The sequence below is a fragment of the Serratia sp. CY33525 genome (assembly GCF_052169115.1).
Taxonomy (GTDB): Bacteria; Pseudomonadota; Gammaproteobacteria; order Enterobacterales; family Enterobacteriaceae; genus Serratia; species Serratia sarumanii.
In genome coordinates this window covers 1-24,751 of the sequence record NZ_JBJNLK010000016.1, presented here as the reverse complement: position 1 = coordinate 24,751, position 24,751 = coordinate 1, and the positions used below count along the sequence as shown (strand labels likewise).

Below are 24,751 nucleotides of genomic sequence, written 5' to 3'. Positions count from 1 at the left end.
ATGAGGCGCAGTGATAACGATAACCGCATTCGCCCATCGGCGAAAAATTCGCTATCATCCGCACCCACCCTCCAGCCGGCCGCCCGATGTCTACGATCACCGATACCTTTATCGCCCCGCCATGCCATGACCAAATAGAGATCCTCTATCAGGACGATCATCTGGCGCTGATCAATAAGCCGGCCGGGCTGCTCAGCCTGTCGGGCAAGAATCCGCAGAATCTCGATTCGGTACACCATCGGCTGGTACAGATCTTCCCCGGCTGCACCCTGGTGCACCGCCTGGATTTCGGCACGTCCGGCTTGATGGTGGTGGCCCGCAACAAGGCCGTCAACGCCGCACTCTGCCGGCAGTTCAGCGAGCGCACCGTCGGCAAAGTGTACAGCGCGCTGCTGTGCGGCCATCTGGCGGATAACGAAGGGGTAATAGACGCGGCGATCGCCAAAGATCCGGCGCTGTTCCCGCTGATGTCGATTTGCGCCCTCCACGGCAAGCCCGCCCGCTCCCGCTATCGGGTCGTCGAGCATTTTTATCGTGAAGCGGAGGACGGGATCTCGCTGCCGCTGACGCGGGTGCAGCTCATCCCGGAGACCGGGCGCACCCACCAGTTGCGTATTCACAGCCGGCAGTTGGGCCACCCTATTTTAGGCTGCGATCTGTATGGCGGGCGACTGCTGCCAGGTACCGAACAGACGCCGCGGCTGATGCTGCACGCCAGCGAGCTGGACTTTGTGCACCCCATTAGCGGGGAGCGGATCGCCGCTCGTCACGCCGCGCCGTTCTGAACGCGTCTTACCACATCAAATCGTCGGGCACTTTAAAGTCGGCGTACGGATCGTCTTCATCCTGTTCTTCCTGACTCAGCGCGCTGTGCAGCACAATGCTGGCCGCATCGCGCTGCGCGATTTTATCGGCGACGCTCGCGGGGATAATCGCGTATTCACACTCTTCCCGGTTCTCGACCACCAGGCGTGCAATGGCGAGGCGGCCATTGATCAGCTGGGTTTGCGTCGCCTTATCCACCAGGATTTTCTTGATCAGGTTACCGTCGGTGAAGTTGAAACCGATATCGCCTTTCGCCAGAACGATGCGGTTCATTTCGATCAGCTGTTTCACCTGCGCCTTGTACTCTTTGGACAGCGCGGCCTGCTTTTGCTGCTCGTTCAGCTGCTTATCGCGCTCAAGCTGCGCCTTTTTATTCTCTTCCACCGCCTCTCTGGCCTCGCGGGCCTGAACGCGTGATTTTTTAGCCGTTCTTTGGACTTTGGCCATTTTCTTGCTGGTTACCAAGCCCGCTTTGAGCATCTGCTCTTGTAAGGTGAGTTTTGTCATGTTCGTGTCTGAAGCCGTGGGATCATGGGGGGATTATACCCGTAATTTTTCAGGCTGCACCAGGTTGCCGGCCCGGTACGTTGGCGGTTTGCGCCGCAGGGCGACGGCGGCCAACCGGCCCGAACGCCAGATCATGAATAGCGCTCATGTGGTAATGAAATTAAGTCTCTTTCACTCCCACCGGGACTCTGGCAAAAATAGACCTCATTAACGACAGACAATATGAAATCGGCTGAATAAAAAAAGAGAAAAACAACCCATTGAAAGAAATGGATAAATCCAGCCTTCATATCATATAACAGGATGCTATAAGACGATGAATAGAGACTTTGCCTTTACGATTAAGAGCAGTTCTTTCGATGAAGATTATAACCCTTCTGAAAGTACGCGTATCACCACCAACTTCGCCAATTTGGCCAGAGGGGAAAACCGCCGGGAGAACCTGCGCAACACGCTGGTGATGATTAACAATCGCTTCAATTCGTTGGCGCATTGGGATAACCCCAAGGCCGACCGCTATTCGGTTGAGCTTGACATCATTTCGGTTGAGATGCGCGTTGAAGATCAGGGTGCCAGCTTCCCGGTGATCGAAATCCTGAAAACCAACATCATTGATAAAAAAACGCAAAAACGTCTTGAGGGCATCGTCGGGAATAACTTCTCGTCTTACGTGCGCGATTACGATTTTAGCGTCTTGCTGCCGGCGCACAATAAAAACACGGCGGAGTTCAACATTCCGGATGATTTCGGCGATTTGCACGGCAATATCTTTAAGCACTTCGTCAATTCAAACGCATACCATGAGAATTTCAGCAAACCGCCGGTGATCTGCCTCAGCGTGTCCAGCAAAGACACCTATCATCGGACTGGCAATCAACACCCGGTGTTGGGTGACGAGTATCGGCAAGACAGCGCTTCGCTGACCGACCGGTATTTTAAAAAAATGGGCCTGCAGGTGCGCTACTTCATGCCGAAAAATAGCGTTGCACCCCTGGCGTTTTATTTCCCCGGGGATTTGCTGAGCGATTACACCGATCTGGAACTGATCGGCACCATCAGCACGATGGAGACCTTCCAGAAAATCTATCGGCCTGAAATTTACAATGCCAACTCGGCGGCGGGGCAATGCTATCAGCCAAGCCTGAATAACCAGGATCATTCATTAACCAAGATTGTTTACGATCGCGAAGAGCGTAGCCGGTTAGCGATTGAGCAGGGGAAATTTACGGAAGAGCAATTTATCAAGCCCTACAAGCCCATTCTTGAACAATGGTCTGCTCACTACGCGCTTTGATTCACTTAAATACAGGTCATCTATTATGAAAATATTGCTCCCTACCTCGACCGCCGGCAGCTTGCCTAAACCTTCCTGGCTGGCCCAACCGGAAACCCTGTGGTCGCCCTGGAAATTGCAAAATGAAGAATTAATCGAAGGGAAACAGGATGCCCTGCGTTTGTCGCTGGCTGAACAACAACAGGCCGGCATCGATATCGTCAGCGATGGCGAGCAAACGCGCCAGCATTTCGTCACGACGTTTATCGAGCACCTCAGCGGCGTCGATTTCGAGAAACGCGAAGTGGTTAAAATCCGCAATCGCTATGAGGCGAGCGTGCCGAGCGTCGTGGGTGCGGTGGCGCGCCAAAAGCCCGTTTTCGTTGAAGACGCCAAATTTTTACGCCAGCTGACCAAGCAGCCGATTAAATGGGCCCTGCCGGGGCCGATGACCATGATCGACACGCTTTATGACAACCACTATAAAAGCCGCGAGAAATTGGCCTGGGAGTTCGCCAAGATCCTCAATCAGGAAGCCAAAGAGCTCGAGGCCGCCGGCGTCGACATTATTCAGTTTGATGAGCCCGCATTTAACGTGTTCTTTGACGAGGTGAATGACTGGGGCATCGCCGCCCTGGAAAGGGCCGTTGAAGGGCTTAAGTGTGAAACGGCGGTGCATATCTGCTATGGATACGGCATTAAGGCCAATACCGACTGGAAAAAGACGCTGGGCTCAGAGTGGCGGCAATATGAAGAGGCGTTCCCCAAGCTGCAAACGTCTACTATCGATATTATCTCGCTCGAGTGTCATAACTCGCACGTCCCGATGGATCTGCTGGAACTGATTCGCGGTAAGAAAGTGATGGTCGGTGCCATTGATGTAGCGAATCATACCGTTGAGACGCCGGAAGAAGTGGCCGCTACGCTGCGCAAAGCGCTGCAGTTTGTCGATGCCGACAAGCTCTATCCGTCGACCAACTGCGGCATGGCTCCCCTGCCTCGTCAGGTCGCCAGCGGCAAGCTGAATGCCTTGAGTGCCGGCGCCGAGATCGTGCGCCGAGAACTGCTGGCCAAATAATCGCGCCATCGCCCGCCGCAGTACCCTCCTGCGGCGGGCGATGATCATCGACTCCCCCTCCCCGCAACGCCCCCGCTCTGGTGTATACTCGGATTTCTACGCGATGCCAGCCACAGCGGCCTGAACGGCCCCTCAGCCAGCCCACACCAGCTTAATAACAGTGGAACCCTCATGAGCCCAGATACCGCTCGCATCAGCGAAATTATCGATCGCGCCAGGATCTCGCCTTATCAAATCCTCATCCTCACCCTGTGTTTCCTGATCGCCCTGCTGGACGGGTTCGATACCGCCATCATCGGCTATATCGCCCCGGCGCTGCGCGAAGAGTGGGGTCTGCAGCCCTCGCAGCTCTCCCCCGCCTTCGGCGCGGGGTTGTTCGGCCTGCTGATCGGCAGCCTGCTGTTCGGGCCGATCGCCGACGCCATCGGCCGCAAACGCGTGCTGCTCGTCGCGGTGCTGGTATTTGGCGGCTGCACCCTGGCTTCGGCCTATACGCATTCGATCGAATCCCTGACCCTGTTGCGCTTCATCACCGGCATTGGCCTCGGGGGCGCGATACCGACCTGCATCACCCTCAGCTCGGAGTACTCACCGGCGCGCCGCCGCATGCTGATGGTCACCCTGAGCTGGAGCGGCTTTACCGCCGGCTTGGCCCTGGGCGGCCTGCTGGCCGGGCAGATCATTCCTGCATTTGGCTGGCGCGGCGTGCTGCTGGTCGGCGGCATCGCGCCATTGGCGCTGCTGCCGCTGCTGGCCTGGCAGATGCCCGAATCGGTGCGCTTTATGGCCGCCAGCGCCAGGCATGCCGATCGGCTGCGCCGGGTGGTCGAACGTATCACCGGCCAACGTTGGACGGGGATAACCATCGTCGATGACGAGCGCCCGGCACAGGCCAAGTCGCCGATCTCGCACCTGTTTATCGAAGGGCGCGCCGCGCGCACCCTGCTGCTGTGGACGGCGTTCTTCTGCTCGCTGTTTGTGTTCTACCTGCTCACCAGTTGGCTGCCGACGATACTTAAAGACGCCGGTTACGATATCGTCCACGCCTCGCGCATCGGGGCGATGGTGCCGCTCGGCGGCACCCTGGGCGCCATCCTGATGGCGCTGCTGATGGACCGGATCGGGCCCTACCGCGTGCTGGCCGTCTCCTACCTGGGCGCCGCGCTGGTGATCGGCGCGACCGGGTATCTGATGGGCGACGTCTACACGCTGGCCGCCGTCGTGTTCCTGATAGGCTTCGGCGTGGCCGGCGCGCAGAACGGCCTGAATCTGGTTTCCGCCACCCTTTATCCGACCGCGGCCCGCGTCACCGGCGTCAGCTGGGCCATGGCCAATGGCCGCTTCGGCTCGATCGTCGGCTCGATGCTCGGCGCCTGGATGATGACCGCCGCCGGCTCGGCGGAAGTGTTCTTCCTCTGGCTGGCGCTGCCGGCGCTGCTGGGCGCGGGCGCCATCTTCCTGCTCTATCGCCTCAGCCTGCGCCGCCGCGCGCCGCTCGCCAAGCCGGTCGCCGGCGCCTGAACTCGCGGAAAAGAAAAGGCCGAGACGCCCTTGGAGACGTCTCGGCCTGTAATCAAAAAGGGAGCCAAGGCCCCCTTCTCTGTTATTCCGCCTTGGCGGAAGCGTCTTCGGTGCGATACAGGTGCACGTCCATCTGCGGGAACGGAATGCCGATGTTGTGGGCATCCAGCGCGCGCTTGAAGTTTTCCATCAGATCGAAGTACACGTTCCAGTATTCCGCGTTGGTGGTCCAGGAACGGGTGACAAAGTTCAGGGAAGACGGCGCCATCTCGTTCAGACGCACGGTCACGCCTTTGGCGTGCATGATGCGCTTGTCGGCGGCGATCACATCGCCCAGCACCTTCTTCACCACGTCGATATCGGCGTTGTAGGCCACGCCTACCACGATATCCACGCGGCGGTTCGGCTCGCGAGAATAGTTGATGATGTTGCCGGCGATGATTTTACCGTTCGGCACCACGATGGTTTTGTTGTCTGCGGTACGCAGGGTGGTGGAGAAAATCTGCACCTGATCGACGGTACCGGCCACGCCGCCCAGATCGACATATTCCCCCACGCGCAGCGGACGGAAGATCACCAGCAGCACGCCGGCGGCGAAGTTGGACAGCGAGCCTTGCAGCGCCAGGCCGACGGCCAAACCGGCGGCGCCCAGCACGGCGATCACCGAGGTGGTCTGCACGCCGACACGCCCCAGCACGGCGATGAAGGTGAACGCCAGCACGCCGTAGCGCACGATCGCCGCCAGGAAATCTGCCACCGTGGCGTCGATGCCGCGCAGCTTCATCACGCGGTTCAGCGCATTGCCGACCACGCGGGCCACGATCGAGCCGATGATCAGGATAACGATGGCGGCGACGATATTCACCGCGTACTGGATCAACAGATCCTGATTCTTCACCAACCAGTTGCCGGCACCGTTGATGCCGTCTACTACATTCAAATCTTTCATTCGTGTCGTCCTAACTCAGTCCCTAACGGGAGAAACTCGCAAAAATACACTGGCCTCGGCAGCCAGTCGGAAACCACCGCCTAAGGGTAACCAACATTAAAGGCTCATGCCAACCGTCAGCGTTAAAAATAGCCGAAACCGCTCGCCGCTTCTTCTATGCTGAAAACAGCGCGTTGGCCATTTCACGACAAGGGATCCGTTCTTCATGCACATTCGCTCTTCGCTCAAACATTATTGGCAAGTGCGGCCCAGGCTGCTGTTTTCCGTCGGCGCCGGGCTGTTGTGCTTTCTGCTGCTGCCCGCCCAGCTCTCGTTGCTGCAGCGCTTGATGATCGGCTGGAATACGCTGGCCTGGCTCTATCTGCTGTTTCTCTGGCGGCTGATGCTGGTCAGCACGCCGCAGCACATTCGCCAGATCGCCCGGCGACAGGATGAAAGCGCCAGCACGGTGTTGGCGCTGGTCAGTTTCGGTTGTCTGGTGAGCATTCTGGCGATCCTGTTCGAATTGAGCAGCGCCAAACAGGCCAGCGACTCGCTGAAAACCCTGCATCTGGCGTTAACCGGCGGAACGCTGGCGGTCTCCTGGCTGCTGCTGCCGACCGCCTTCACCATGCACTACGCCCATCAATTTTATCGCCAGGGTGCGCAGCAGGAGCCTTTGCCGCTGCTGTTCCCCGGCAATCTCACCGAGCCGACCTATCTGGACTTCGCCTACTTCTCTTTCACCATCGCAGTCGCGTCGCAAACCGCCGACGTGGCGGTCGGCGCCGCGGAGGTGCGTAAAATCGCGCTCGTACAGTCGGTTATTTCGTTCGTGTTCAACATGCTGATCCTGGGCCTGTCTATCAACGTCGGCGCCGGCCTGCTGGGCTGAAAACGAAAAAGGCTCCCCGCAGGGAGCCTTTTGCATCGTGCAACAGGTGCCGAAGATTACAGAACGTCTACCGCGTTCAGATCTTTGAAAGCCTGCTCCAGACGCGTCACCATGCTGGTCTGCGCTGCGCGCAGCCATACGCGTGGATCGTAGTATTTCTTGTTCGGCTGATCGGCGCCTTTCGGGTTGCCCAGCTGGCCCTGCAGGTAAGCTTCGTTCGCTTTGTAGTACTGCAGGATGCCGTCCCAGGTCGCCCATTGGGTGTCGGTGTCGATGTTCATCTTGATCACGCCGTAACCCACAGACTCTTTGATCTCTGCGTCGGTAGAACCGGAACCGCCGTGGAACACGAAGTTCAGGCTGTTGTGCGGCAGGTTGAATTTCTTGGACACGTAGTCCTGAGAATCACGCAGGATGGTCGGGGTCAGCTTGACGTTGCCTGGCTTGTACACGCCGTGCACGTTACCGAAGGAGGCAGCGATGGTGAAGCGCGGGCTGATGGCGTTCAGTTTTTCATACGCGTAAGCCACGTCTTCCGGCTGGGTGTACAGTGCGGAAGCGTCCATATGGCTGTTGTCCACGCCATCTTCTTCACCGCCGGTGCAGCCCAGTTCGATTTCCAGCGTCATGCCGATTTTGGCCATGCGCTTCAGGTAGGCGCTGCAGATCTCGATGTTTTCTTCCAGAGACTCTTCAGACAGATCGATCATGTGAGAAGAGAACAGCGGTTTGCCGGTAGCGGCGAAGTGCTTCTCGCCGGCGTCCAGCAGGCCGTCCAGCCATGGCAGCAGTTTCTTCGCGCAGTGGTCGGTGTGCAGGATCACCGGCACGCCGTAGTGTTCAGCCATCTGGTGAACGTGGTGTGCGCCGGAGATGGCACCCAGAATCGCTGCGCCCTGAGGCACATCGGTCTTCACGCCTTTGCCGGCGATGAACGCGGCGCCGCCGTTGGAGAACTGAACGATGACCGGCGCGCGCACTTTAGCCGCGGCTTCCAGCACTGCGTTAATGGAGTCGGTACCCACGCAGTTCACCGCTGGCAGCGCAAAGTTGTTCTCTTTAGCAACTGCGAAGACTTTCTGAACGTCATCACCCGTGATGACACCCGGTTTTACGAAATCAAAAATTTTAGACATGTTACTTTGTCCTGTTTCGTCGGCCGTAGATGGATGTAAATCGATGTTTTCACGCCGCGCAGCGTGAGCCGCGCGGTATAAAACAAACGGGCGGCTTTCGCCTCCCGTTGTCTGAATTACTGCTTAGCGCGCTCTTCCAGCATCACGACTGCAGGCAGCGGTTTCCCTTCAACGAATTCCAGGAATGCGCCACCGCCGGTGGAGATGTAGGAAATTTTGTCAGCGATACCGAACAGATCGATGGCTGCCAGAGTGTCGCCGCCGCCAGCGATAGAGAAAGCGTCGCTATCGGCGATCGCGCGGGCGACAATTTCGGTGCCCTTACGGAAGTTAGGGAACTCGAATACGCCAACCGGGCCATTCCACAGAATGGTCTTGGCGTTCTTCAGGATAACGGCCAGACGCTCGGCAGAGACGTCGCCCATATCCAGAATTTGCTCGTTGTCCTGGATCTCGTTGGCCTGCTTCACGGTCGCGGTCGCGGTTTCGGAGAACTCGGTCGCGACGCGCACGTCGGTCGGAACCGGGATGTCGCAGGTTTCCAGCAGTTTCTGCGCGTTCGGGATCAGGTCAGGTTCGTACAGGGACTGGCCCACGTTGTTGCCCTGCGCCGCCACGAAGGTGTTGGCGATGCCGCCGCCGACGATCAGCTGATCGGCGATTTTGGACAGGGAATCCAGCACGGTCAGTTTGGTGGAGACTTTAGAACCGCCCACGATGGCGACCATCGGACGGGCCGGGTTGCCCAGGGCCTTGCCCAGCGCTTCCAGCTCGGCGGACAGCAGCGGGCCGGCACAGGCGACAGGCGCGAACTTGCCCACGCCGTGGGTGGAAGCCTGCGCGCGGTGCGCGGTGCCGAACGCGTCCATCACGTACACGTCGCACAGCGCCGCGTATTTCTTGGACAGGGTTTCGTCGTCTTTCTTCTCGCCCTTGTTGAAACGGACGTTTTCCAGCACCACCAGTTCGCCTTCGGCGACGTCGACGCCATCCAGATAATCCTTCGCCAGACGCACTGGGGATTTCAGGTGTTCTTTCAGGTAGTTAACAACAGGCAGCAGGGAGAATTCTTCGTTGTACTCGCCTTCGGTAGGACGACCCAGGTGGGAGGTTACCATCACGCGGGCGCCTTGCTTCAGCGCAGCTTCGATAGTCGGCAGGGAAGCGCGGATACGCGCGTCGGAAGTCACTTTACCGTCTTTTACCGGCACGTTCAGATCGGAGCGGATCAGTACGCGTTTACCCGCCAGATCCAGATCGGTCATCTTAATTACAGACATGGTGAACCCTCTTTATTGAATCTCTATAAAATTGCCTGAGCAGCGCGCCAATCACGCCGGCGCCGCCGTACTAGAAACCGCTGGCGGCCATTGCCCGTGTTGTATCCAACATCCGATTGGCAAAGCCCCATTCATTGTCGCACCAGACCAAGGTCTTTATCAGGTGCTGCCCGCTGACCCGGGTCTGCGTACCGTCGACGATAGCGCTGTGCGGGTCATGGTTAAAATCGATCGAGACCAATGGTAATTCCGTGTAGTCAACTATACCACGAAATGATTCCCGTGCGGCCTTTTGCAACAGCTGGTTGACCTCCGCCACCTTCACCGCGGCGCTCACGCTGACGCTGAGATCGATAGCCGTCACGTTGATGGTCGGCACGCGCACCGAGATCGCCTCGAAGCGATCGCAAAACTGCGGGAAGATACGGGTGATGCCCGCGGCCAGCTTGGTGTCGACCGGAATGATCGACTGGCTCGCCGCGCGGGTGCGCCGCAAATCCGCGTGATACGCGTCGATCACCGGCTGATCGTTCATCGCCGAGTGAATGGTGGTCACGGTGCCGGATTCGATGCTGTAGGCGTCGTCCAGCAGCTTGATCACCGGAATAATGCAGTTGGTGGTGCACGAGGCGTTGGACACGATGCGATGTTCCGCCAACAGCGTCTGATGGTTGACGCCGAACACGATGGTGGCGTCCAGATCGTTGCCGCCCGGATGGGCGAACAGCACTTTCTTCGCCCCCGCCGCCAGATGGGCTTCGCCATCCGCCCGGCTGCCGTACACGCCGCTGCAGTCCAGCACCACGTCGACGCCCAGCTCACCCCAGGGCAACTGCTCCACCGCCGGCTGATGCAACAGGCGAATCGCGTCGTCCCCGACGCTCAGCGTGTCGCACTCTTGCCGCACATCCCACGCGAAGCGGCCGTGGCTGGAATCGTACTTCAGCAGATGGGCCATGCCCTCGGCGTTCGCCAGCTCGTTGATCGCCACCACGGAAATTTCCGCCCGTCGTCCCGATTCGTACAGTGCGCGCAATACGCTGCGGCCGATGCGGCCAAAGCCGTTTATCGCTATGCGGATGGTCATGCTGCTCCTGAAAAAGGGCCGTCCCGCCGGGCTGACTCACCGGCGCCGGGCCGGCGCTGACTGGTTGTCTCACTAACCCGCATAGAGTAGTGGATCGCACCGCCCGCTGTGAATCGCCGCGTTTGCATTATTCCCGCGCTTCAGCGGCTTTTCGCCGCCGTCACATCGGCATTTCTGTCGAAGAGTGCTTCAACTGAAACGCTTCAGCTGAGCATAAACCAAAGTTTTGGCAAAAGGAACAGGTGCAACAGTTCCACAAGTAACGGAGGGGAGTTTTACGAGCATAAGATGATCTGGCGCACATTTTTGGCCTCAAGGCCGCGGCGGATTTTCACTCGCCGGCCCCGTTTCGCCGTAGTGCTCGCGAAAATAGTCGCGCAAAAATTCGACCGTCACCCGCACTTTCGCCGACGTTGCCAGCCGGGAAACGTACACCGCCCAGATGTTGGCCGGCTGATAATACTCCGGCAGGATGTGCACCAACCGGCCGCTGTCGATGTTCTCTTTCACGTCCCAGGCGGAACGCAGCGCGACGCCCTGCCCGTCCAGGCACCACTGATGCACGATTTCGCCGTGGTTCGACGCCAGCGCCCCCGTCACCTTCACCGTCTCTTCGCCGCCCGGCCCCTGCAGCCGCCACAGCCCGAACGGGTGATCGCGCTCCTTGATCACCAGGCAGGTGCGGCCCGCCAGCTCCGCCACGCTTTTCGGCACGCCGTGGCGCTGCAGATACGCCGGCGAAGCGCACAGGATGCGCTGGTTGTCCGCCAGCTTGCGCGCGATCAAATTGGGGGCGATATCGTCGCCGATGCGGATATCCAGATCGAACCCTTCGCTGACCAGATCCACCAACCGATCGGACACGTCGAGCCGCAGCTCCAGCTGCGGATACTCCCGCGCCAGCGCCGACAGCGCCGGGGCCACGAAGCGTCGGCCGAAGCCGAAGCTGCTGACCACGCGCAGCATGCCCTGCGGCGCCTGACGCACCTCGGACAGTTCATCCATCATCTGATCGACATCGTTGAGAATGCGCTGCGCCCATTCGTAGATGCGCTCGCCGTCCTCGGTGATCGCCACCCGCCGCGTGGTGCGGTGCAGCAGCGACACGTCCAGCGCCTTCTCCAGCAACGCGATGCGTTTGCTGATAAAGGCCGGCGACACGCCCAGTTCTTCGGCGGCGGCGGCAAACCCGGCGCGGCGTGCCACCAGCACGAACACCCGCAGGTCACTCAGGATCGGCATATTGTTCATGATTCGTGTTTTATGTTTCACCGTTTTCGAGATTGATTAACAGTTAGTCAATTATAGGATAAGAGTGTTGTCAATCTCCCCTACCTACAAATGAGACCTCTGTATGAGCAAAACTTACAAGATTGCCGCTATCCCCGGGGACGGTATCGGGCGGGAAGTGTTGCCGGAAGGCATACGGGTATTGCAGGCGGCGGCGGCGCGCTGGGATCTGTCGCTGGAGTTCGCCACCTTCGAGTGGGCCAGCTGCGACTACTACCAGCACCACGGCCAGATGATGCCGGACGATTGGTTTGAGCAGCTCAAGGGCTTCGACGCCATCTATTTCGGCGCCGTCGGCTGGCCGGATACGGTGCCCGATCACATTTCGCTGTGGGGTTCGCTGCTGAAATTCCGCCGCGACTTCGAGCAGTACGTCAACCTGCGCCCGGTGCGGCTGTTTCCCGGCGTGCCCTGCCCGCTGGCGAACAAGCAGCCGGGCGACATCGATTTCTACGTGGTGCGCGAAAATACCGAAGGGGAATACTCCTCGCTCGGCGGGCGGATGTTCGAAGGCACCGAGCGCGAAATGGTGATCCAGGAATCAGTCTTCACCCGCCAGGGCGTGGACCGCATCCTGAAGTACGCCTTTGAGCTGGCGCAGCAGCGCCCGCGCAAACGCCTGACCGCCGCCACCAAGTCCAACGGCATGGCCATCAGCATGCCGTACTGGGACGAGCGCGTGGCGGAAATGGCGCGCCAGTACCCCGACATCGCCTGGGACAAACAGCACATCGATATTCTGTGCGCGCGCTTCGTGCTGAACCCCGAACGCTTCGACGTGGTGGTGGCCTCCAACCTGTTCGGCGATATTCTGTCGGATCTCGGCCCGGCCTGCACCGGCACCATCGGCATTGCGCCGTCGGCCAACCTGAATCCGGAGCGCAACTTCCCGTCGCTGTTCGAACCGGTGCACGGCTCGGCGCCGGACATTTTCGGCAAGAACATCGCCAACCCGATCGCCATGATCTGGAGCGGCGCGATGATGCTGGACTTCCTCGGCGACGGCGATGCCCGTTACCGCCAGGCGCACGACGGCATCCTGCAGGCGATCGAGCGCATCATCGCCGACGGGCCGCGCACGCCTGACATGCGCGGCGATGCCTCCACCCAGCAAGTTGGCCAGGCGATCGCCGCCCTGCTGCAACGCTAAGCATCGCCGGTTTTCCTGCGCAGGGCGCCCTTTCGCGCCCTGCTTTGCCACGTCCGTTTTTCCGCTTCGATCGCCGCCGCAAATCCGCTGAAAACCACCGCAGAAAGCACGCCAATACCCCGGCCAAGATCACAACAAATTGTTTACATACTGTGTTTTATCCTTTTACAGATGCCCCAATTGTGGCCCTCCTGTAATTTGTGCACACTCGAAAATGTTAATGAAGAGTAAATATTCTCGGCGGCGTTCTGCCGGGGCGTTTACTCCTCGCGGTGTAACAAAACAAAGGGTTCAAACCAATAAGGCCCGGGCGCACCCTACGCTTCGCGCACCGGCCCACCACCGATAACAGGAGTTCACTCCCATGCAGAGCAACCCTAAAAAGGATGTCACGCTCATCGCTATCAGCCTGTGCAGTATTGCGCTGATCGCCATTTGCCTGATGCTCTTTCCGGCTCAATCCGCGCTTATCGCCAACACCATTTTCAACGGCGTCACCCGGCTGTTCGGTTCAACCATTCAAATCCTGGTGCTGATCGCCCTGCTGGTGGTGCTGTATCTGGCGTTGAGCAAATACGGCAACATCCGCCTCGGCGAAGGCAAACCGCAATACTCCACGCTGGCCTGGCTGTTCATGTTCATCTGCGCCGGCCTGGGCTCGTCCACCCTGTATTGGGGGGTGATGGAATGGGCGTATTACTACCAGACGCCGGGGCTGAACATCGCGCCGCGCACCCCGAAGGCGCTGGAATACAGCATCAGCTACTCCTTCTTCCACTGGGGCCTGAGCGCCTGGGCGACCTATGCCCTCGCCTCGCTGATCATGGCCTACCACTTCCACGTGCGTAAGAACAAAGGGCTCAGCCTGTCGGGGATCATTTCCGCCATCACCGGCGTGCGCGCCAACGGCCCGATCGGGCGGATGGTGGATCTGATTTTCCTGGTCGCCACCGTCGGCGCCCTCACCATTTCGCTGGTGCTCACCGCCTCCACCTTTACCCGCGGGCTGACGGCGCTGACCGGCATCCCCGACAATTTCGCGGTGCAGGCGACGGTGATCCTGCTGGCGGCGGTGATCTTCTGCCTCAGCTCCTACATCGGCATCGACGGCGGCATGCAGCGCCTCAGCAAAATGGTCGGCTGGGGCGCATTCGCCTTCGCCGGGCTGGTGCTGCTGGTCGGCCCCACCGAGTTCACCATCAACAACACCATCAACGCCATCGGCCTGACGGCGCAAAACTTCCTGCAGATGAGCCTGTTCACCGATCCGATGGGCGACGGCAGCTTCAGCCGCAGCTGGACGGTGTTCTACTGGCTGTGGTGGATCTCTTACACCCCGGGCGTGGCAATGTTCGTCACCCGCGTCTCGCGCGGCCGCAAGATCAAAGAGGTGATCTGGGCGCTGCTGCTCGGCAGCACCCTCGGCTGCTGGTTCTTCTTCGGTTCGCTGGAAAGCTACGCCATGCACCAGTTCATCAGCGGGCAGCTCAACGTGCCGGAGATCCTCAGCACCCAGGGCGGCGAAACCGCCGTGCAAATGCTGCTGACGGCGCTGCCGCTCGGTAAGCTGTTCCTGGCCGCCTATCTGTTCATCATGATCATTTTCCTGGCCTCGCACATGGACGCGGTGGCCTACACCATGGCCGCCACCAGCACCCGCAACCTGCAGGAGGGGCAAGATCCCAGCCCGATGCTGCGCCTGTTCTGGTGCGTGGTGATCACCCTGATCCCGCTGTCGATCCTGTTCACCGGCGCCTCGCTGGACACCATGAAAACCACGGTGATCCTGACCGCGCTGCCGTTCCTGCTGGTGCTGCTGGTGAAAACCTACGGCTTCACCCGCTGGCTGAAACAGGACTACGCGGCCATCCCGGCGCACCTGATCGAAAGCAGCGCGCCGGCGCTGCCCGAAGCGCCGCCGGCCGCCGAACTCTCCGCTCCATCGTCGTATCAACCGCGCCCTATGGCGAAATGACAATAAGAAAAGAGGAAGGTTAACTTATGAGCACTCTGATCCCTGAATTTACCTTACCGAAAGATTTCTGCGCCGACGCCCGCGAGGCTTACACCATTCCGGCCCGGTTCTATACCCACCAGGCGGCGTTCGAGCACGAAAAAGAGCAGGTGTTCGCCACCAGCTGGATCTGCGTGGCGCACCGCAGCGAGCTCGCCGAACCGAACGACTACATCACCCGCGAGATCATCGGTGAAAACATTCTGGTGGTGCGCGGCCGCGATAACGTGCTGCGCGCCTTTTACAACGTCTGCCCGCACCGCGGCCACCAGCTGCTGGCGGGCGACGGCCGGGCGAAAAACGTCATCACCTGCCCTTATCACGCCTGGGCGTTCAAGCTGGACGGCGAACTGGCGCACGCGCGCAACTGCGAAAACGTGCAGAACTTCGATAAGGAAAACTCGCACCTGATGCCGGTGCGGGTCGAAGAGTACGCCGGGTTTATTTACGTCAATCTGGACTCGCAGGCCGGCACGGTGGAAGACCAGCTGCCGGGCCTCGGCGCCAAAGTGCGCGAGGCCTGCCCGCAGGTAGACGATCTCAAGCTGGCGGCGCGCTTCGTCACCCGCACTCCGGCCAACTGGAAGAACATCGTCGACAACTACCTCGAGTGCTACCACTGCGGCCCGGCACACCCCGGCTTCGCCGACTCGGTGCAGGTCGACCGCTACTGGCACACCCTGCACGGCAACTGGACGCTGCAGTTCGGCTACGCCCGCCCTTCCGAGCAGTCGTTCAAGTTTGAAGAGGGTAAAGAAGCCAGCTTCCACGGCATCTGGCTGTGGCCGTGCACCATGTTCAACATGCCGCCGCTGGAAGGCATGATGACGGTGATCTATGAGTTCCCGGTCGATGCGGAAACCACCCTGCAGCACTACGACATTTACTTCACCAACGCCGATTTGAGCGACGAGCAGCTCAAACTGATCGACTGGTACCGCGATGTGTTCCGCCCGGAAGATTTGCGGCTGGTGGAGAGCGTGCAAAAAGGCCTCAAATCGCGCGGCTATCGCGGCCAGGGGCGCATCATGGCCGACGGCGCCGGCAGCGGCGTCAGCGAGCACGGCATCGCCCACTTCCACAACCTGCTGGCGCAGGTTTATCAACCCTGATGCGACGGGGCCCACGGGCCCCCTCCCCTGACTTGTGAGGTTCTCGTGAATATTTCCGATCGGGCGCTATTCCGCCAACAGGCCTACATCAACGGCCAATGGCGCGATGCCGACAACCAGGAAACCCTGCCGGTGAGCGATCCCGCCACCGGCCAACGCATCGGCAGCGTGCCCAACATAGCGACGGCCGAAACCCAACGGGCGATCGACGCCGCCCAGCAGGCGCTGGAAGGCTGGCGCACGCTGCCGGCACAACAGCGCGCGCAGCTGCTGCGCCGCTGGTTCGAACTGATGCTGGAACACCAGCAGGATCTGGCCAGCCTGATGACGCTGGAGCAAGGTAAGCCGCTGGCGGAATCGCTGGGCGAGATCCGCTACGCCGCCTCCTTTATCGAATGGTTCGCCGAACAGGCCAAACGCACCAATGGCGACATCATTCCCTCGCCGAGCGGCGATAAACGCCTGATGGTGCTGAAGCAGGGCATTGGCGTGTGCGCGGCGATCACCCCCTGGAACTTCCCGGCGGCGATGATCACCCGCAAGGCCGCGCCGGCGCTGGCGGCCGGCTGCACGCTGGTGGTCAAACCCGCTAACGAAACCCCTTACTCAGCGCTGGCGATGGCCGAGCTGGCCGAGCGCGCCGGCATTCCCGCCGGGGTGTTCAACGTGGTGACCGGCAACTCGCAGGCGATCGGCGCCGAGCTGACCCGCCACCCGCAGGTGCGCAAACTGAGCTTTACCGGCTCCACGCCGGTGGGCAGGCTGCTGATGCGCCAGAGCGCGGACACCATCAAGAAAGTGTCGCTGGAGCTGGGCGGCAACGCGCCGTTCATCGTGTTTGACGATGCGGACATCGATGCCGCGGTGGAAGGCGCGCTGATCGCCAAATACCGCAACGCCGGGCAGACCTGCGTTTGCGTCAATCGGTTCTACGTGCAGCGCGGCGTTTACCCACAGTTCGCCGAGAAGTTTGTCGCCCGGGTGGCGGCACTGCAGGTCGGCAACGGCTTCGAACCTGGCGTACAGATCGGCCCGCTGATCAACCGCAAGGCGCGCGACAAGGTGCTGGAGCTGCTCGATGATGCGCTGAGCAAAGGCGCTCGGGTGCTGACCGGCGCCACGCCGCACGCGCTGGGCGGCAATTTCTTCACGCCGACGGTGCTGGGCGACGTGCAGCCCGGCTCGCTGCTGCTGGAAGAAGAGATCTTCGGCCCGGTCGCGCCGCTGGTGGTGTTCGATGACGAAGCCGAGGCGATCCGCCAGGCCAACGACACCATCTACGGCTTGGCCGCCTACTTCTACACCCGCGATGCGGCGCGCATCTGGCGCGTTTCGGAGCGGCTGGAGTACGGCATGGTCGGCATCAATACCGGCCTTATCTCCAACGAGGTGGCGCCGTTCGGCGGGGTGAAGCAGTCGGGCCTGGGGCGTGAAGGCTCCGAATACGGCATCGAAGACTATCTGGAGCTCAAATACCTGTGCCAGGCGGTATAACTTTTTCATGCGCGGGGACGCCCGCGCTTTGGAGCCAATAAATGACCAGCTATCAGATGCTTGATGTTCGCGTCGTCGACATCGAACCCGTCACCGCGCAGGTCAAGCGCTTTACCCTGGCGGATCCGCAAGGCCGGCCGCTGCCCGCCTTCCGCGGCGGCAGCCACATCATCGTGCAAATGCAGGACGGCGAGCAGCGTTACAGCAATGCCTATTCGCTGCTGAGCTCACCGTTCGAGCTCGACCGTTACCAGATCGCCGTGCGCCGTGAGTCCCCTTCCAAAGGCGGTTCCGACTTCATGCACGATCGGCTGGCGATCGGCGATACGCTGACCATCAGCACCCCCAATAACCTGTTCGCGCTGGCGCCCGAGGCGCAGCATCACGTGCTGATCGCCGGCGGCATCGGCATCACGCCGTTTATGGCCCATCTGCACGAGCTGCAGCGCAGCGGGCAACGCTATCATCTGCACTACTGCTTCCACAGCGAGGAACACAACGCCTTCCAGCAGCAGCTGACGCAAGCGCCGTTCACCGACAACGTCAGTTGCCATGTCTCCAGTCTTAACGGCCGGTTGGATCTGGCGCGCACGCTGGCCGACGTGGAGCCCGGCGCCCATATCTACGTCTGCGGCCCGGCGGCGCTGAACGAAGCGGTTTACCGGACCGCCGCCGAGCTGGGCATCGACGCCGCTCGCTTGCACAGCGAAGCCTTCGCCGCCGAAGACACGGCGGGCGGCGCCTTTACGCTGGTGCTGGCCCGCTCGGGCATTGAGCTTGAAGTGGCGGAAGACATGACCATCCTGCAAGCGCTGGAAAACAGCAAGGCGGCCAGGGTCGAGTGCCTGTGCCGCGAAGGCATTTGCGGCACCTGCGAAACCCGCATCGTCGAGGGGGAAGCCGATCACCGCGATCAGTATCTCAGCGACGAAGAGCGCGCGGCGCAGCAAACCCTGTTGATCTGCTGCTCGCGCGCCAAAGGCAGCCGGCTGGTGCTGGATCTGTAAACGGAACGCCCGCGTCTGCGGGCGTCCTGATTAGGCTTTCGGGAATATCCACAGATGCTCGGCCGGCAGGGAGAGCCGGCACAGCGCCCGATCGCGCGCTTCGTGGCCATAGGCGCGCACCACGAAATCCTCGGCCACGGTGCGGAACAGGTATTCCCAGCGATCGCCGAGATACATGCTGGTCAGCAGCGGCAGCTCAAGCTGGTTGCCCTGCGGATCTTCGCCCAACCGCACGCGCTCCACGCGGATCACCGCCGAGCCCTCCTGGCCGACCTGCACGCCTGCGCCCGCTATGCCCCACAGCGCCCAATCCTTGCCTTCGATGCGCGCCCGGTCGCCTTCCAGCGCGACAACCTTGCCCGGCAAGCGGTTGTTGCTGCCCATGAACTCGGCGGTGAACAGCGTGGTGGGCGAACCGTACATCTCCTGCGGCGTGCCCTGCTGCTCGATTTTACCGTTATTGAGCAGCAGGATGCGATCGGAGATGGCCATCGCCTCGTTCTGATCGTGAGTCACCATCAGCGCCGACAGGCCAAGCTTGATGATCAATTCGCGCAGGAATACCCGCGCCTCTTCGCGCAGCTTGGCGTCAAGGTTGGACAGCGGCTCGTCCAGCAGGATCACCGGCGGATTGTAGACCAGCGCACGCCCAATCGCCACGCGCTGCTGCTGGCCGCCGGATAGCTGGTGCGGATGGCGCTTGGCCAGATGCCCCAACCCGAGCTGATCCAGCACCGCCTGCACCCGCTGGGTGATTTCCGCCGAGGCGATCTTACGCAGCTTCAGCGGGTAAGCGACGTTCTCAAACACCGTTTTATGCGGCCACAGCGCGTAGGACTGAAACACCAGCCCCAGGTTGCGCTCTTCGGCGGGAATTTCGCTGCGCGCGCTGCCGTTGTACACCGCGCTGTTGCCGATGACGATCCGCCCCTGGCTCGGTTTCTCCAGCCCGGCCACCGCCCGCAGCAGCGTGGTTTTGCCGCTGCCCGACGGGCCCAGCAGCGAGACCACTTCGCCCCGTTTCAGATCCATCGACACCCCTTTCAACACCGGGTTGTCGCCATAGGTCAAATGCAGATTCTCTACCGAAAGTTCAATCATGTAATTTCACTCCAAAGCGCAAGGCAATCCCCAGCCCCAGCACCACCAGCAGGATATTGATGAACGACAGCGCGGCGACGATATCGATAGCGCCCGCGGCCCACAGGGAAACCAGCATCGAGCCGATGGTTTCCGTGCCCGGAGACAGCAGATACACCCCGGTGGAGTATTCGCGTTCAAAAATCAGGAACATCAGCAACCAGGAGCCAATCAGGCCGTAGCGCGACAGCGGAATGGTGACGTGGCGGGTGATCTGGCCACGGCTGGCGCCGGCGCTGCGCGCCGCCTCCTCCAGTTCCGGCCCCACCTGCAGCAGCGTGGAAGAGATCAGCCGCAGGCCGTAAGCCATCCACACCACGGTGTACGCCAGCCAGACGCTGAAGATGGTGCTGCGCAGCGAACGCAGCCAGACAATCCAGTTAGCACGCAGCCACTCAGCCATCGGCAGCGCCGACAGCCAGCCCTCCTTGAGCGATTTGTCCAGCCACATCGGCAGGAACAGAAACACCCACAGGAACGCCAGACCGGCCAGCAGCCCCGGCACAGCGCGCGGCACCAGCACGCTGTAGTCGAGGAAGCGCGTGGCGCCATCCGGCTTGCGGTGCATGGCGATGCCGATGAACAGGTAGCACGCCACCGCCAGCGCCCCGCCAATCACCCCAATCGCCATTGAGTTGACGATGGCGCGCAGCAGGTTGGGCTGCGCCCAGATGGTGCGGAAGGTGTTGATCGACAGCTCGTCCCAAACAGACACGCCCACGCCCCAGTTGGAGATAAAGGCGCGCAGCACCACGCCGATCAGCGGCACGCCGATGGTCACGGTCAGCCAGAACACCACCACCGCGCCGGCCACCCAGCGCCATTTGCCCAGCGGCAGCGCGCGGGCCTGCGAGGCTTTGCCCTTGACGGTAACGAAGCGGTTGGCGGTGCGCATCAGCCGGCGCTGCAGCATCACCAGCGGAATGGTGATGCAGATCAGCACCACCGCCACCGCCGCCATCAGATGGTAAGACGGCGTGCCCAGCTTGTTGGTCAACTGGTACAGGTAGGTCGCCAGCACCAGGTTGCCCTCCGGATCCCCCAGCACCAGCATCAGGCCGAACACTTCCAGCCCGAGGAAGAACAGCAGCACCCCGGCGTACAGGATAGACGGCCGCACCATCGGCAGGCTGACGGCGGTCATCACCTGCAGCGGCGTGGCGCCGGCGGTGCGCGCCGCCTCTTCAACGTCGGAGCCCACGCTGCGCAGCGCCGAGGAGATGTACAGATACGCGTGGGGGACGTGCGTCAATCCGGCTATCACCACGATGCTGGCCATCGAATAGATGTTCCACGGCACGAAGCCCAGCAGCGCCTGCGCCCACAGCGAGAAGAAGCCCACCGGCCCCGCCGCCACCACGTAACCGAAACCCAGCACCATCGGCGACACGAAGATCGGCACCAGAATCAGCGGTTCGATGATCCGCCGCCCCGGCAGATCGGTGCGCACCATCAGGAAAGCCAAAATGCCGCCGAGGGGGATGGCGATGATCACCAGGCCGAATGCCAAAATAAAGCCGCTTTTCAGCGCCTTGTAGAAATCAGGATCGGTAAATATGAACTCGAAGGCCTCCAGGCTGAAGACCTTGGAGGGAGAGAAAAACGGTGCCGAGAGGAAGCTTTGAATGATGATAAACGACAGGGGGACATAGATAACCAGCGCGGTTATCAACACCACCAGGCCGCGCGGCAGGCTCTGCCACTTTCTGCGCCATGCTTGCATAAATGCTCCCTATGGTTGTAAACGACGACCAAAGGGCGCGCGCCTCTAAGGCAGGCGCGCGTCCGAATGCAGTCCCTGTTATTTCGCCGCGGCGGCGCGCCACTGTTTGATGTAGTCGAGGCGTTTGGCCGGCTGCAGATATTCCAGCAGGCTGTCGTCGACCGGGATCGGCTTGAGCGCGTTACCCAACAGCTTGGTCATGCCGTCGATGTCGTTCTTGCCTTCGATGTCGTTGCGGATCGAGGGGATATCCGCCTGATTGGCGAGAATACTTTGCCCTTTCTCCGACAGCACGTAGTCGAACCACAGCTTGGCGGCGTTAGGGTTGCCGGCCTCTTTGCTGATGAAGCTCACGCGCGACAGCACCAGGGTATAGTCTTTCGGATAGACGATGCCGAGCGACGGGTCGCTTTTGGCGCGGGCCTCGGCGTACGAACCGAGGATATTGAAGCCGATCAGGTTTTCACCGGAGGAGACGCGCTCCATCATGGTGCCGGTGGAGGATTGTACCGCCAGCCCGCCCTTGGCCACGTCGGCCAGCGTTTTGAAGTAGTTAGGATCGGCCTTGAAGTCCTGCACCGACAGCATGAAGCCGACGCCGGATTTTTCGATGTCGTACGTAGTGACTTTCTTCTTGAATTTGTCCGTCTGGCCGGCGATCAGTTTAGCCAGCGCCGCGTGCGAATCCGGCACATCACCTTGCGGGATCAGGCGTTTGTTATAGATAAACACCACCGGCTCATAGGTGGTGCCATACACCTTATCTTGCCATACCGCCCATTTCGGCAGCTGGGCCTGCTCGGGGGAGGTGTATTCCTGTGCGTAATCGCCCGCCAGTTTCAAAATGGTATCCATCGACGAGCTCCACACCACGTCGCCGCTGGTGCCGCCGGCCGCCTGCTCGCTGATGAAGCGGTTATAGAGTTCGGTGCTGTTCATGTCGTTGTATTCCACCTTGATGCCCGGATACAACGTTTCGAACCCCTGGATCAGCGGCGCCGCCGCCTTGGTGTCGGTGGTCGAGTAAATCACCACCTTGCCTTCTTTCTTCGCGCCGTCGACCCATTTCTGATAGTCGGCGGGGTAGCCCGCCGGGAAGGCCGCATAGGCGGTAACGGAGCCCAGTAAGGTGATTGCAGCTACGGTCGCGCTGATTTTTTTCATCATCATCCATCCCCTGATCACATTTAACAAACCAAAAATTAACATATAGTTAATAACTGCAACGAGGCAACGGCGTTGCTTTGTTATCTTTCGGTTTTGTGAGATTGGGCATTTTTTAGCCAACAAAAAAGCCCGGCAGCGCGGGCTTTGCGGCACTTTCTGTTGCAGACTATTCGGCCAAGCGAGAGCGCCGCAGCAGGCGAATTCGCTGTACGATGGCGATCTTGGAAACTTCAGGACAAACGCCGGCATTCGACCCGCGATATGCTGATCTTTTTCACCCGCAAACCGGTCGAAGACGGCCATGTCTCTTTCGCCTATGACTCTTTCAAACCGCATATCGAAATCCCGCTGTCGATAGACATGGTGGCGCGCGCGAGCTAAAGCCCTGCCGGGCCGGCCGCCATGATCCCTCTGTGCGGCCGGTTCACGCCAGGATAAACAGCGCTGGATTAATCAGGTTTTTGTCGCCGAATTATTATATCCTGCCGGACGAAAATTTTGCGGGCGCTCGCGGCCCCCTGCGCCTGCCCTTCTGCGGTTCTCCATCCGCAGCCAGGCCGTTTATTTCATGAATACAGGCAGTGCCATACCGTTATGACCAAGAATTTATCCCCGAAAGACATTATCGCCCTGGGCTTTATGACCTTCGCCCTGTTTGTCGGCGCCGGCAACATCATTTTCCCGCCGCTGGTGGGGCTGCAGTCCGGCGAACATCTGTGGCCGGCCGCCCTCGGGTTTATGGTGACCGCCGTCGCCCTGCCGGTGATCGCCGTGATCGCGCTGGCGCGCGTCGGCGGCAGCATCAGCCTGCTGACCGGCCCCATCGGCCGCACCGCCGGCCTGCTGTTGGCGACCGTCTGCTATCTGGCGCTCGGCCCGCTGTTCGCCACGCCGCGAACCGCCAATGTCTCTTTCGCCCTCGGCATCGCACCCTTCACCGGCGACGGCGCCCTGCCGCAGTTCATCTACAGCCTGCTGTTCTTTACCCTGGCGATGATCGTCTCGCTGTATCCCGGCCGCTTGCTCGATAACGTCGGCCATATTCTGGCGCCGCTAAAAATTCTGGCGCTGGCCGCGCTCGGCATCGCCGCCCTGGTTTGGCCCGCCGGTGCGCCGATCTCCGCCGTCGGCAGCTATCAGGCATCGGCGTTTTCCACCGGCTTCGTGCAGGGGTATCAAACCATGGACACGCTGTCGGCGCTGATGTTCGGCTCGATTATCGTCACCGCCGCCCGCTCGCGCGGCGTCAGCGACAGCGGCCTGCTGCTGCGCTACACCCTGTGGGCCAGCCTGATCGCCGGCGTCGGCCTGACGCTGGTCTATATCTGCATGTTCAAGCTCGGCGCCGGCAGCGGCGGCCTGGTCGAGAGTGGCGCTCAGGATGGCGCGGCGATCCTGCACGCCTATGTGCAGCACACCTTCGGCGATCTGGGCAGCATCTTTATGGCGGTGCTGATGTTCATCGCCTGCCTGGTGACGGCGGTCGGCATGACCTGCGCCTGCGCGGACTTCTTCTCCCGCTACCTGCCGCTCTCTTACCGCGCGCTGGTGGTCATCCTCGCCCTCTTCGCCATGCTGGTCTCCAACATGGGGCTGGCCAATCTGATCCGCGTCTCGCTGCCGGTGCTGACGGCGATCTATCCGCCCTGCATCGCGCTGGTGTTGCTCAGCTTCAGTCAGAACCACTGGCGCAGCGCCAAGCGCGTCTTCGCGCCGGTGATCGCCACCAGCCTGGTGTTTGGCCTCGCCGACGGCCTGAAGGCCTCCAGCTTCAGCGGCCTGCTGCCCGCCTGGTTCGATAAGCTGCCGCTGGCCGAACAGGGTCTGGTCTGGCTGCAGCCTACGCTGCTGGTGCTGTTGCTGGCGGCGGCTTACGACCGGTTGCGCAGCGTCGAAAGCGCCAACGCCGCGTCGTAACCGCGGGTTCCGCCCATAAAAAAAGCCGGTCACGATGACCGGCTTTCTTATCGGCTGGCACCAGGCCGCTTACTTCAGCAGCGCCTGCGCCTTGGCCACCACGTTGTCCACGGTGAAGCCGAACTCGGCGAACAGCTGCTCCGCCGGCGCCGACTCACCGAAGGTGGTCATGCCCACGATGGCGCCGTTCAGCCCCACGTACTTGTA

At 60.8% G+C, this 24,751-nt stretch carries 21 protein-coding genes; 11 read left to right on the top strand and 10 right to left on the bottom strand.

Going from position 1 to position 24,751, the window contains the following annotated elements; translation table 11 throughout:
* Nucleotides 1–86: 86 nt before the first annotated feature.
* Nucleotides 87–785, top strand: a complete 699-nt coding sequence (locus ACJ8IM_RS23830) for an RluA family pseudouridine synthase (RefSeq protein WP_033654038.1) — start codon at nucleotides 87–89, stop codon at nucleotides 783–785.
* A gap of 7 nt (nucleotides 786–792) precedes the next feature.
* Here the strand turns inward: ACJ8IM_RS23830 and ACJ8IM_RS23825 are convergent, their stop codons facing one another.
* Entirely contained in the window at nucleotides 793–1,332 is a 540-nt protein-coding gene (locus ACJ8IM_RS23825; protein WP_033635867.1) for a DUF2058 domain-containing protein, read from the bottom strand.
* Nucleotides 1,333–1,648: 316 nt separating this feature from the next.
* Between ACJ8IM_RS23825 and ACJ8IM_RS23820 the strand changes: the two genes are divergently transcribed.
* The 3 genes from ACJ8IM_RS23820 to ACJ8IM_RS23810 all read left to right on the top strand — a co-directional run bounded on the left by ACJ8IM_RS23820 (nucleotide 1,649) and on the right by ACJ8IM_RS23810 (nucleotide 5,204).
* Nucleotides 1,649–2,626: a DUF1852 domain-containing protein gene (locus tag ACJ8IM_RS23820; RefSeq protein WP_101455662.1), complete on the top strand. Its 978-nt coding sequence runs from the start codon at nucleotides 1,649–1,651 to the stop codon at nucleotides 2,624–2,626.
* A gap of 25 nt (nucleotides 2,627–2,651) precedes the next feature.
* Nucleotides 2,652–3,683 (top strand): methionine synthase, encoded by a 1,032-nt coding sequence (locus ACJ8IM_RS23815; protein WP_033649411.1) that lies wholly within the window; start codon nucleotides 2,652–2,654, stop codon nucleotides 3,681–3,683.
* Nucleotides 3,684–3,854: 171 nt separating this feature from the next.
* On the top strand, nucleotides 3,855–5,204 hold the full coding sequence (locus ACJ8IM_RS23810) for an MFS transporter (protein WP_033654035.1): 1,350 nt from the start codon (nucleotides 3,855–3,857) through the stop codon (nucleotides 5,202–5,204).
* An 82-nt stretch (nucleotides 5,205–5,286) separates the two neighbouring features.
* Here ACJ8IM_RS23810 and mscS read toward each other — a convergent pair whose 3' ends face one another.
* Nucleotides 5,287–6,153 (bottom strand): small-conductance mechanosensitive channel MscS, encoded by an 867-nt coding sequence (gene mscS / locus ACJ8IM_RS23805; RefSeq protein WP_033635871.1) that lies wholly within the window; start codon nucleotides 6,151–6,153, stop codon nucleotides 5,287–5,289.
* 205 nt (nucleotides 6,154–6,358) lie between these two features.
* Here mscS and ACJ8IM_RS23800 point away from each other — a divergent pair, with 205 nt between their 5' ends.
* A complete protein-coding gene (locus ACJ8IM_RS23800; RefSeq protein ID WP_033635872.1) occupies nucleotides 6,359–7,027 on the top strand; it encodes a DUF1345 domain-containing protein in 669 nt (222 codons plus the stop codon).
* Between the two features lie 56 nt (nucleotides 7,028–7,083).
* On the opposite strand, the gene fbaA is transcribed toward ACJ8IM_RS23800, so the two are convergent.
* The 4 genes from fbaA to ACJ8IM_RS23780 all read right to left on the bottom strand — a co-directional run bounded on the left by fbaA (nucleotide 7,084) and on the right by ACJ8IM_RS23780 (nucleotide 11,802).
* Nucleotides 7,084–8,163: a class II fructose-bisphosphate aldolase gene (gene fbaA, locus ACJ8IM_RS23795; protein WP_025304179.1), complete on the bottom strand. Its 1,080-nt coding sequence runs from the start codon at nucleotides 8,161–8,163 to the stop codon at nucleotides 7,084–7,086.
* Nucleotides 8,164–8,279: 116 nt separating this feature from the next.
* Nucleotides 8,280–9,443, bottom strand: coding sequence for a phosphoglycerate kinase (gene pgk, locus ACJ8IM_RS23790; RefSeq protein ID WP_028127700.1), 1,164 nt, complete (start codon nucleotides 9,441–9,443; stop codon nucleotides 8,280–8,282).
* 70 nt (nucleotides 9,444–9,513) lie between these two features.
* Nucleotides 9,514–10,530: an erythrose-4-phosphate dehydrogenase gene (gene epd, locus ACJ8IM_RS23785; RefSeq protein WP_004931582.1), complete on the bottom strand. Its 1,017-nt coding sequence runs from the start codon at nucleotides 10,528–10,530 to the stop codon at nucleotides 9,514–9,516.
* Between the two features lie 312 nt (nucleotides 10,531–10,842).
* Nucleotides 10,843–11,802 carry a LysR family transcriptional regulator gene (locus tag ACJ8IM_RS23780; protein WP_269454184.1) on the bottom strand — a complete coding sequence of 320 codons (960 nt, stop codon included), beginning with the start codon at nucleotides 11,800–11,802 and terminating at the stop codon, nucleotides 10,843–10,845.
* Nucleotides 11,803–11,884: 82 nt separating this feature from the next.
* Between ACJ8IM_RS23780 and ACJ8IM_RS23775 the strand changes: the two genes are divergently transcribed.
* From ACJ8IM_RS23775 to ACJ8IM_RS23755, 5 genes are all read left to right on the top strand, one after another.
* A complete protein-coding gene (locus ACJ8IM_RS23775; RefSeq protein ID WP_033652189.1) occupies nucleotides 11,885–12,970 on the top strand; it encodes a tartrate dehydrogenase in 1,086 nt (361 codons plus the stop codon).
* Nucleotides 12,971–13,334: 364 nt separating this feature from the next.
* Nucleotides 13,335–14,945: a BCCT family transporter gene (locus ACJ8IM_RS23770; RefSeq protein WP_033654034.1), complete on the top strand. Its 1,611-nt coding sequence runs from the start codon at nucleotides 13,335–13,337 to the stop codon at nucleotides 14,943–14,945.
* A gap of 26 nt (nucleotides 14,946–14,971) precedes the next feature.
* A complete protein-coding gene (locus ACJ8IM_RS23765; protein WP_033635879.1) occupies nucleotides 14,972–16,096 on the top strand; it encodes an aromatic ring-hydroxylating oxygenase subunit alpha in 1,125 nt (374 codons plus the stop codon).
* 45 nt (nucleotides 16,097–16,141) lie between these two features.
* The gene (locus ACJ8IM_RS23760) at nucleotides 16,142–17,590 is read left to right on the top strand and encodes an NAD-dependent succinate-semialdehyde dehydrogenase (protein WP_033654033.1); all 1,449 of its coding nucleotides are present in this window, start codon (nucleotides 16,142–16,144) and stop codon (nucleotides 17,588–17,590) included.
* Between the two features lie 41 nt (nucleotides 17,591–17,631).
* Nucleotides 17,632–18,597: a PDR/VanB family oxidoreductase gene (locus tag ACJ8IM_RS23755; RefSeq protein ID WP_033654031.1), complete on the top strand. Its 966-nt coding sequence runs from the start codon at nucleotides 17,632–17,634 to the stop codon at nucleotides 18,595–18,597.
* A gap of 30 nt (nucleotides 18,598–18,627) precedes the next feature.
* Here the strand turns inward: ACJ8IM_RS23755 and ACJ8IM_RS23750 are convergent, their stop codons facing one another.
* The 3 genes from ACJ8IM_RS23750 to ACJ8IM_RS23740 form a co-directional block, all read right to left on the bottom strand.
* Nucleotides 18,628–19,698 (bottom strand): ABC transporter ATP-binding protein, encoded by a 1,071-nt coding sequence (locus ACJ8IM_RS23750; protein ID WP_033654030.1) that lies wholly within the window; start codon nucleotides 19,696–19,698, stop codon nucleotides 18,628–18,630.
* Nucleotides 19,691–21,460, bottom strand: coding sequence for an ABC transporter permease (locus ACJ8IM_RS23745; RefSeq protein ID WP_033635883.1), 1,770 nt, complete (start codon nucleotides 21,458–21,460; stop codon nucleotides 19,691–19,693). Before ACJ8IM_RS23745 ends, ACJ8IM_RS23750 begins: the two co-directional genes overlap by 8 nt.
* A gap of 78 nt (nucleotides 21,461–21,538) precedes the next feature.
* Complete coding sequence (locus ACJ8IM_RS23740) at nucleotides 21,539–22,624, bottom strand: ABC transporter substrate-binding protein (protein WP_373275244.1); 1,086 nt, start codon at nucleotides 22,622–22,624, stop codon at nucleotides 21,539–21,541.
* A 597-nt stretch (nucleotides 22,625–23,221) separates the two neighbouring features.
* On the opposite strand from ACJ8IM_RS23740, the gene brnQ reads away from it, so the two are divergent.
* A complete protein-coding gene (gene brnQ / locus ACJ8IM_RS23735; protein ID WP_033654029.1) occupies nucleotides 23,222–24,544 on the top strand; it encodes a branched-chain amino acid transport system II carrier protein in 1,323 nt (440 codons plus the stop codon).
* A gap of 69 nt (nucleotides 24,545–24,613) precedes the next feature.
* On the opposite strand, the gene ACJ8IM_RS23730 is transcribed toward brnQ, so the two are convergent.
* Nucleotides 24,614–24,751, bottom strand: a 138-nt coding sequence (locus ACJ8IM_RS23730) for a transketolase-like TK C-terminal-containing protein (protein ID WP_412034317.1), incomplete at its 5' end; no start/stop codon positions are given.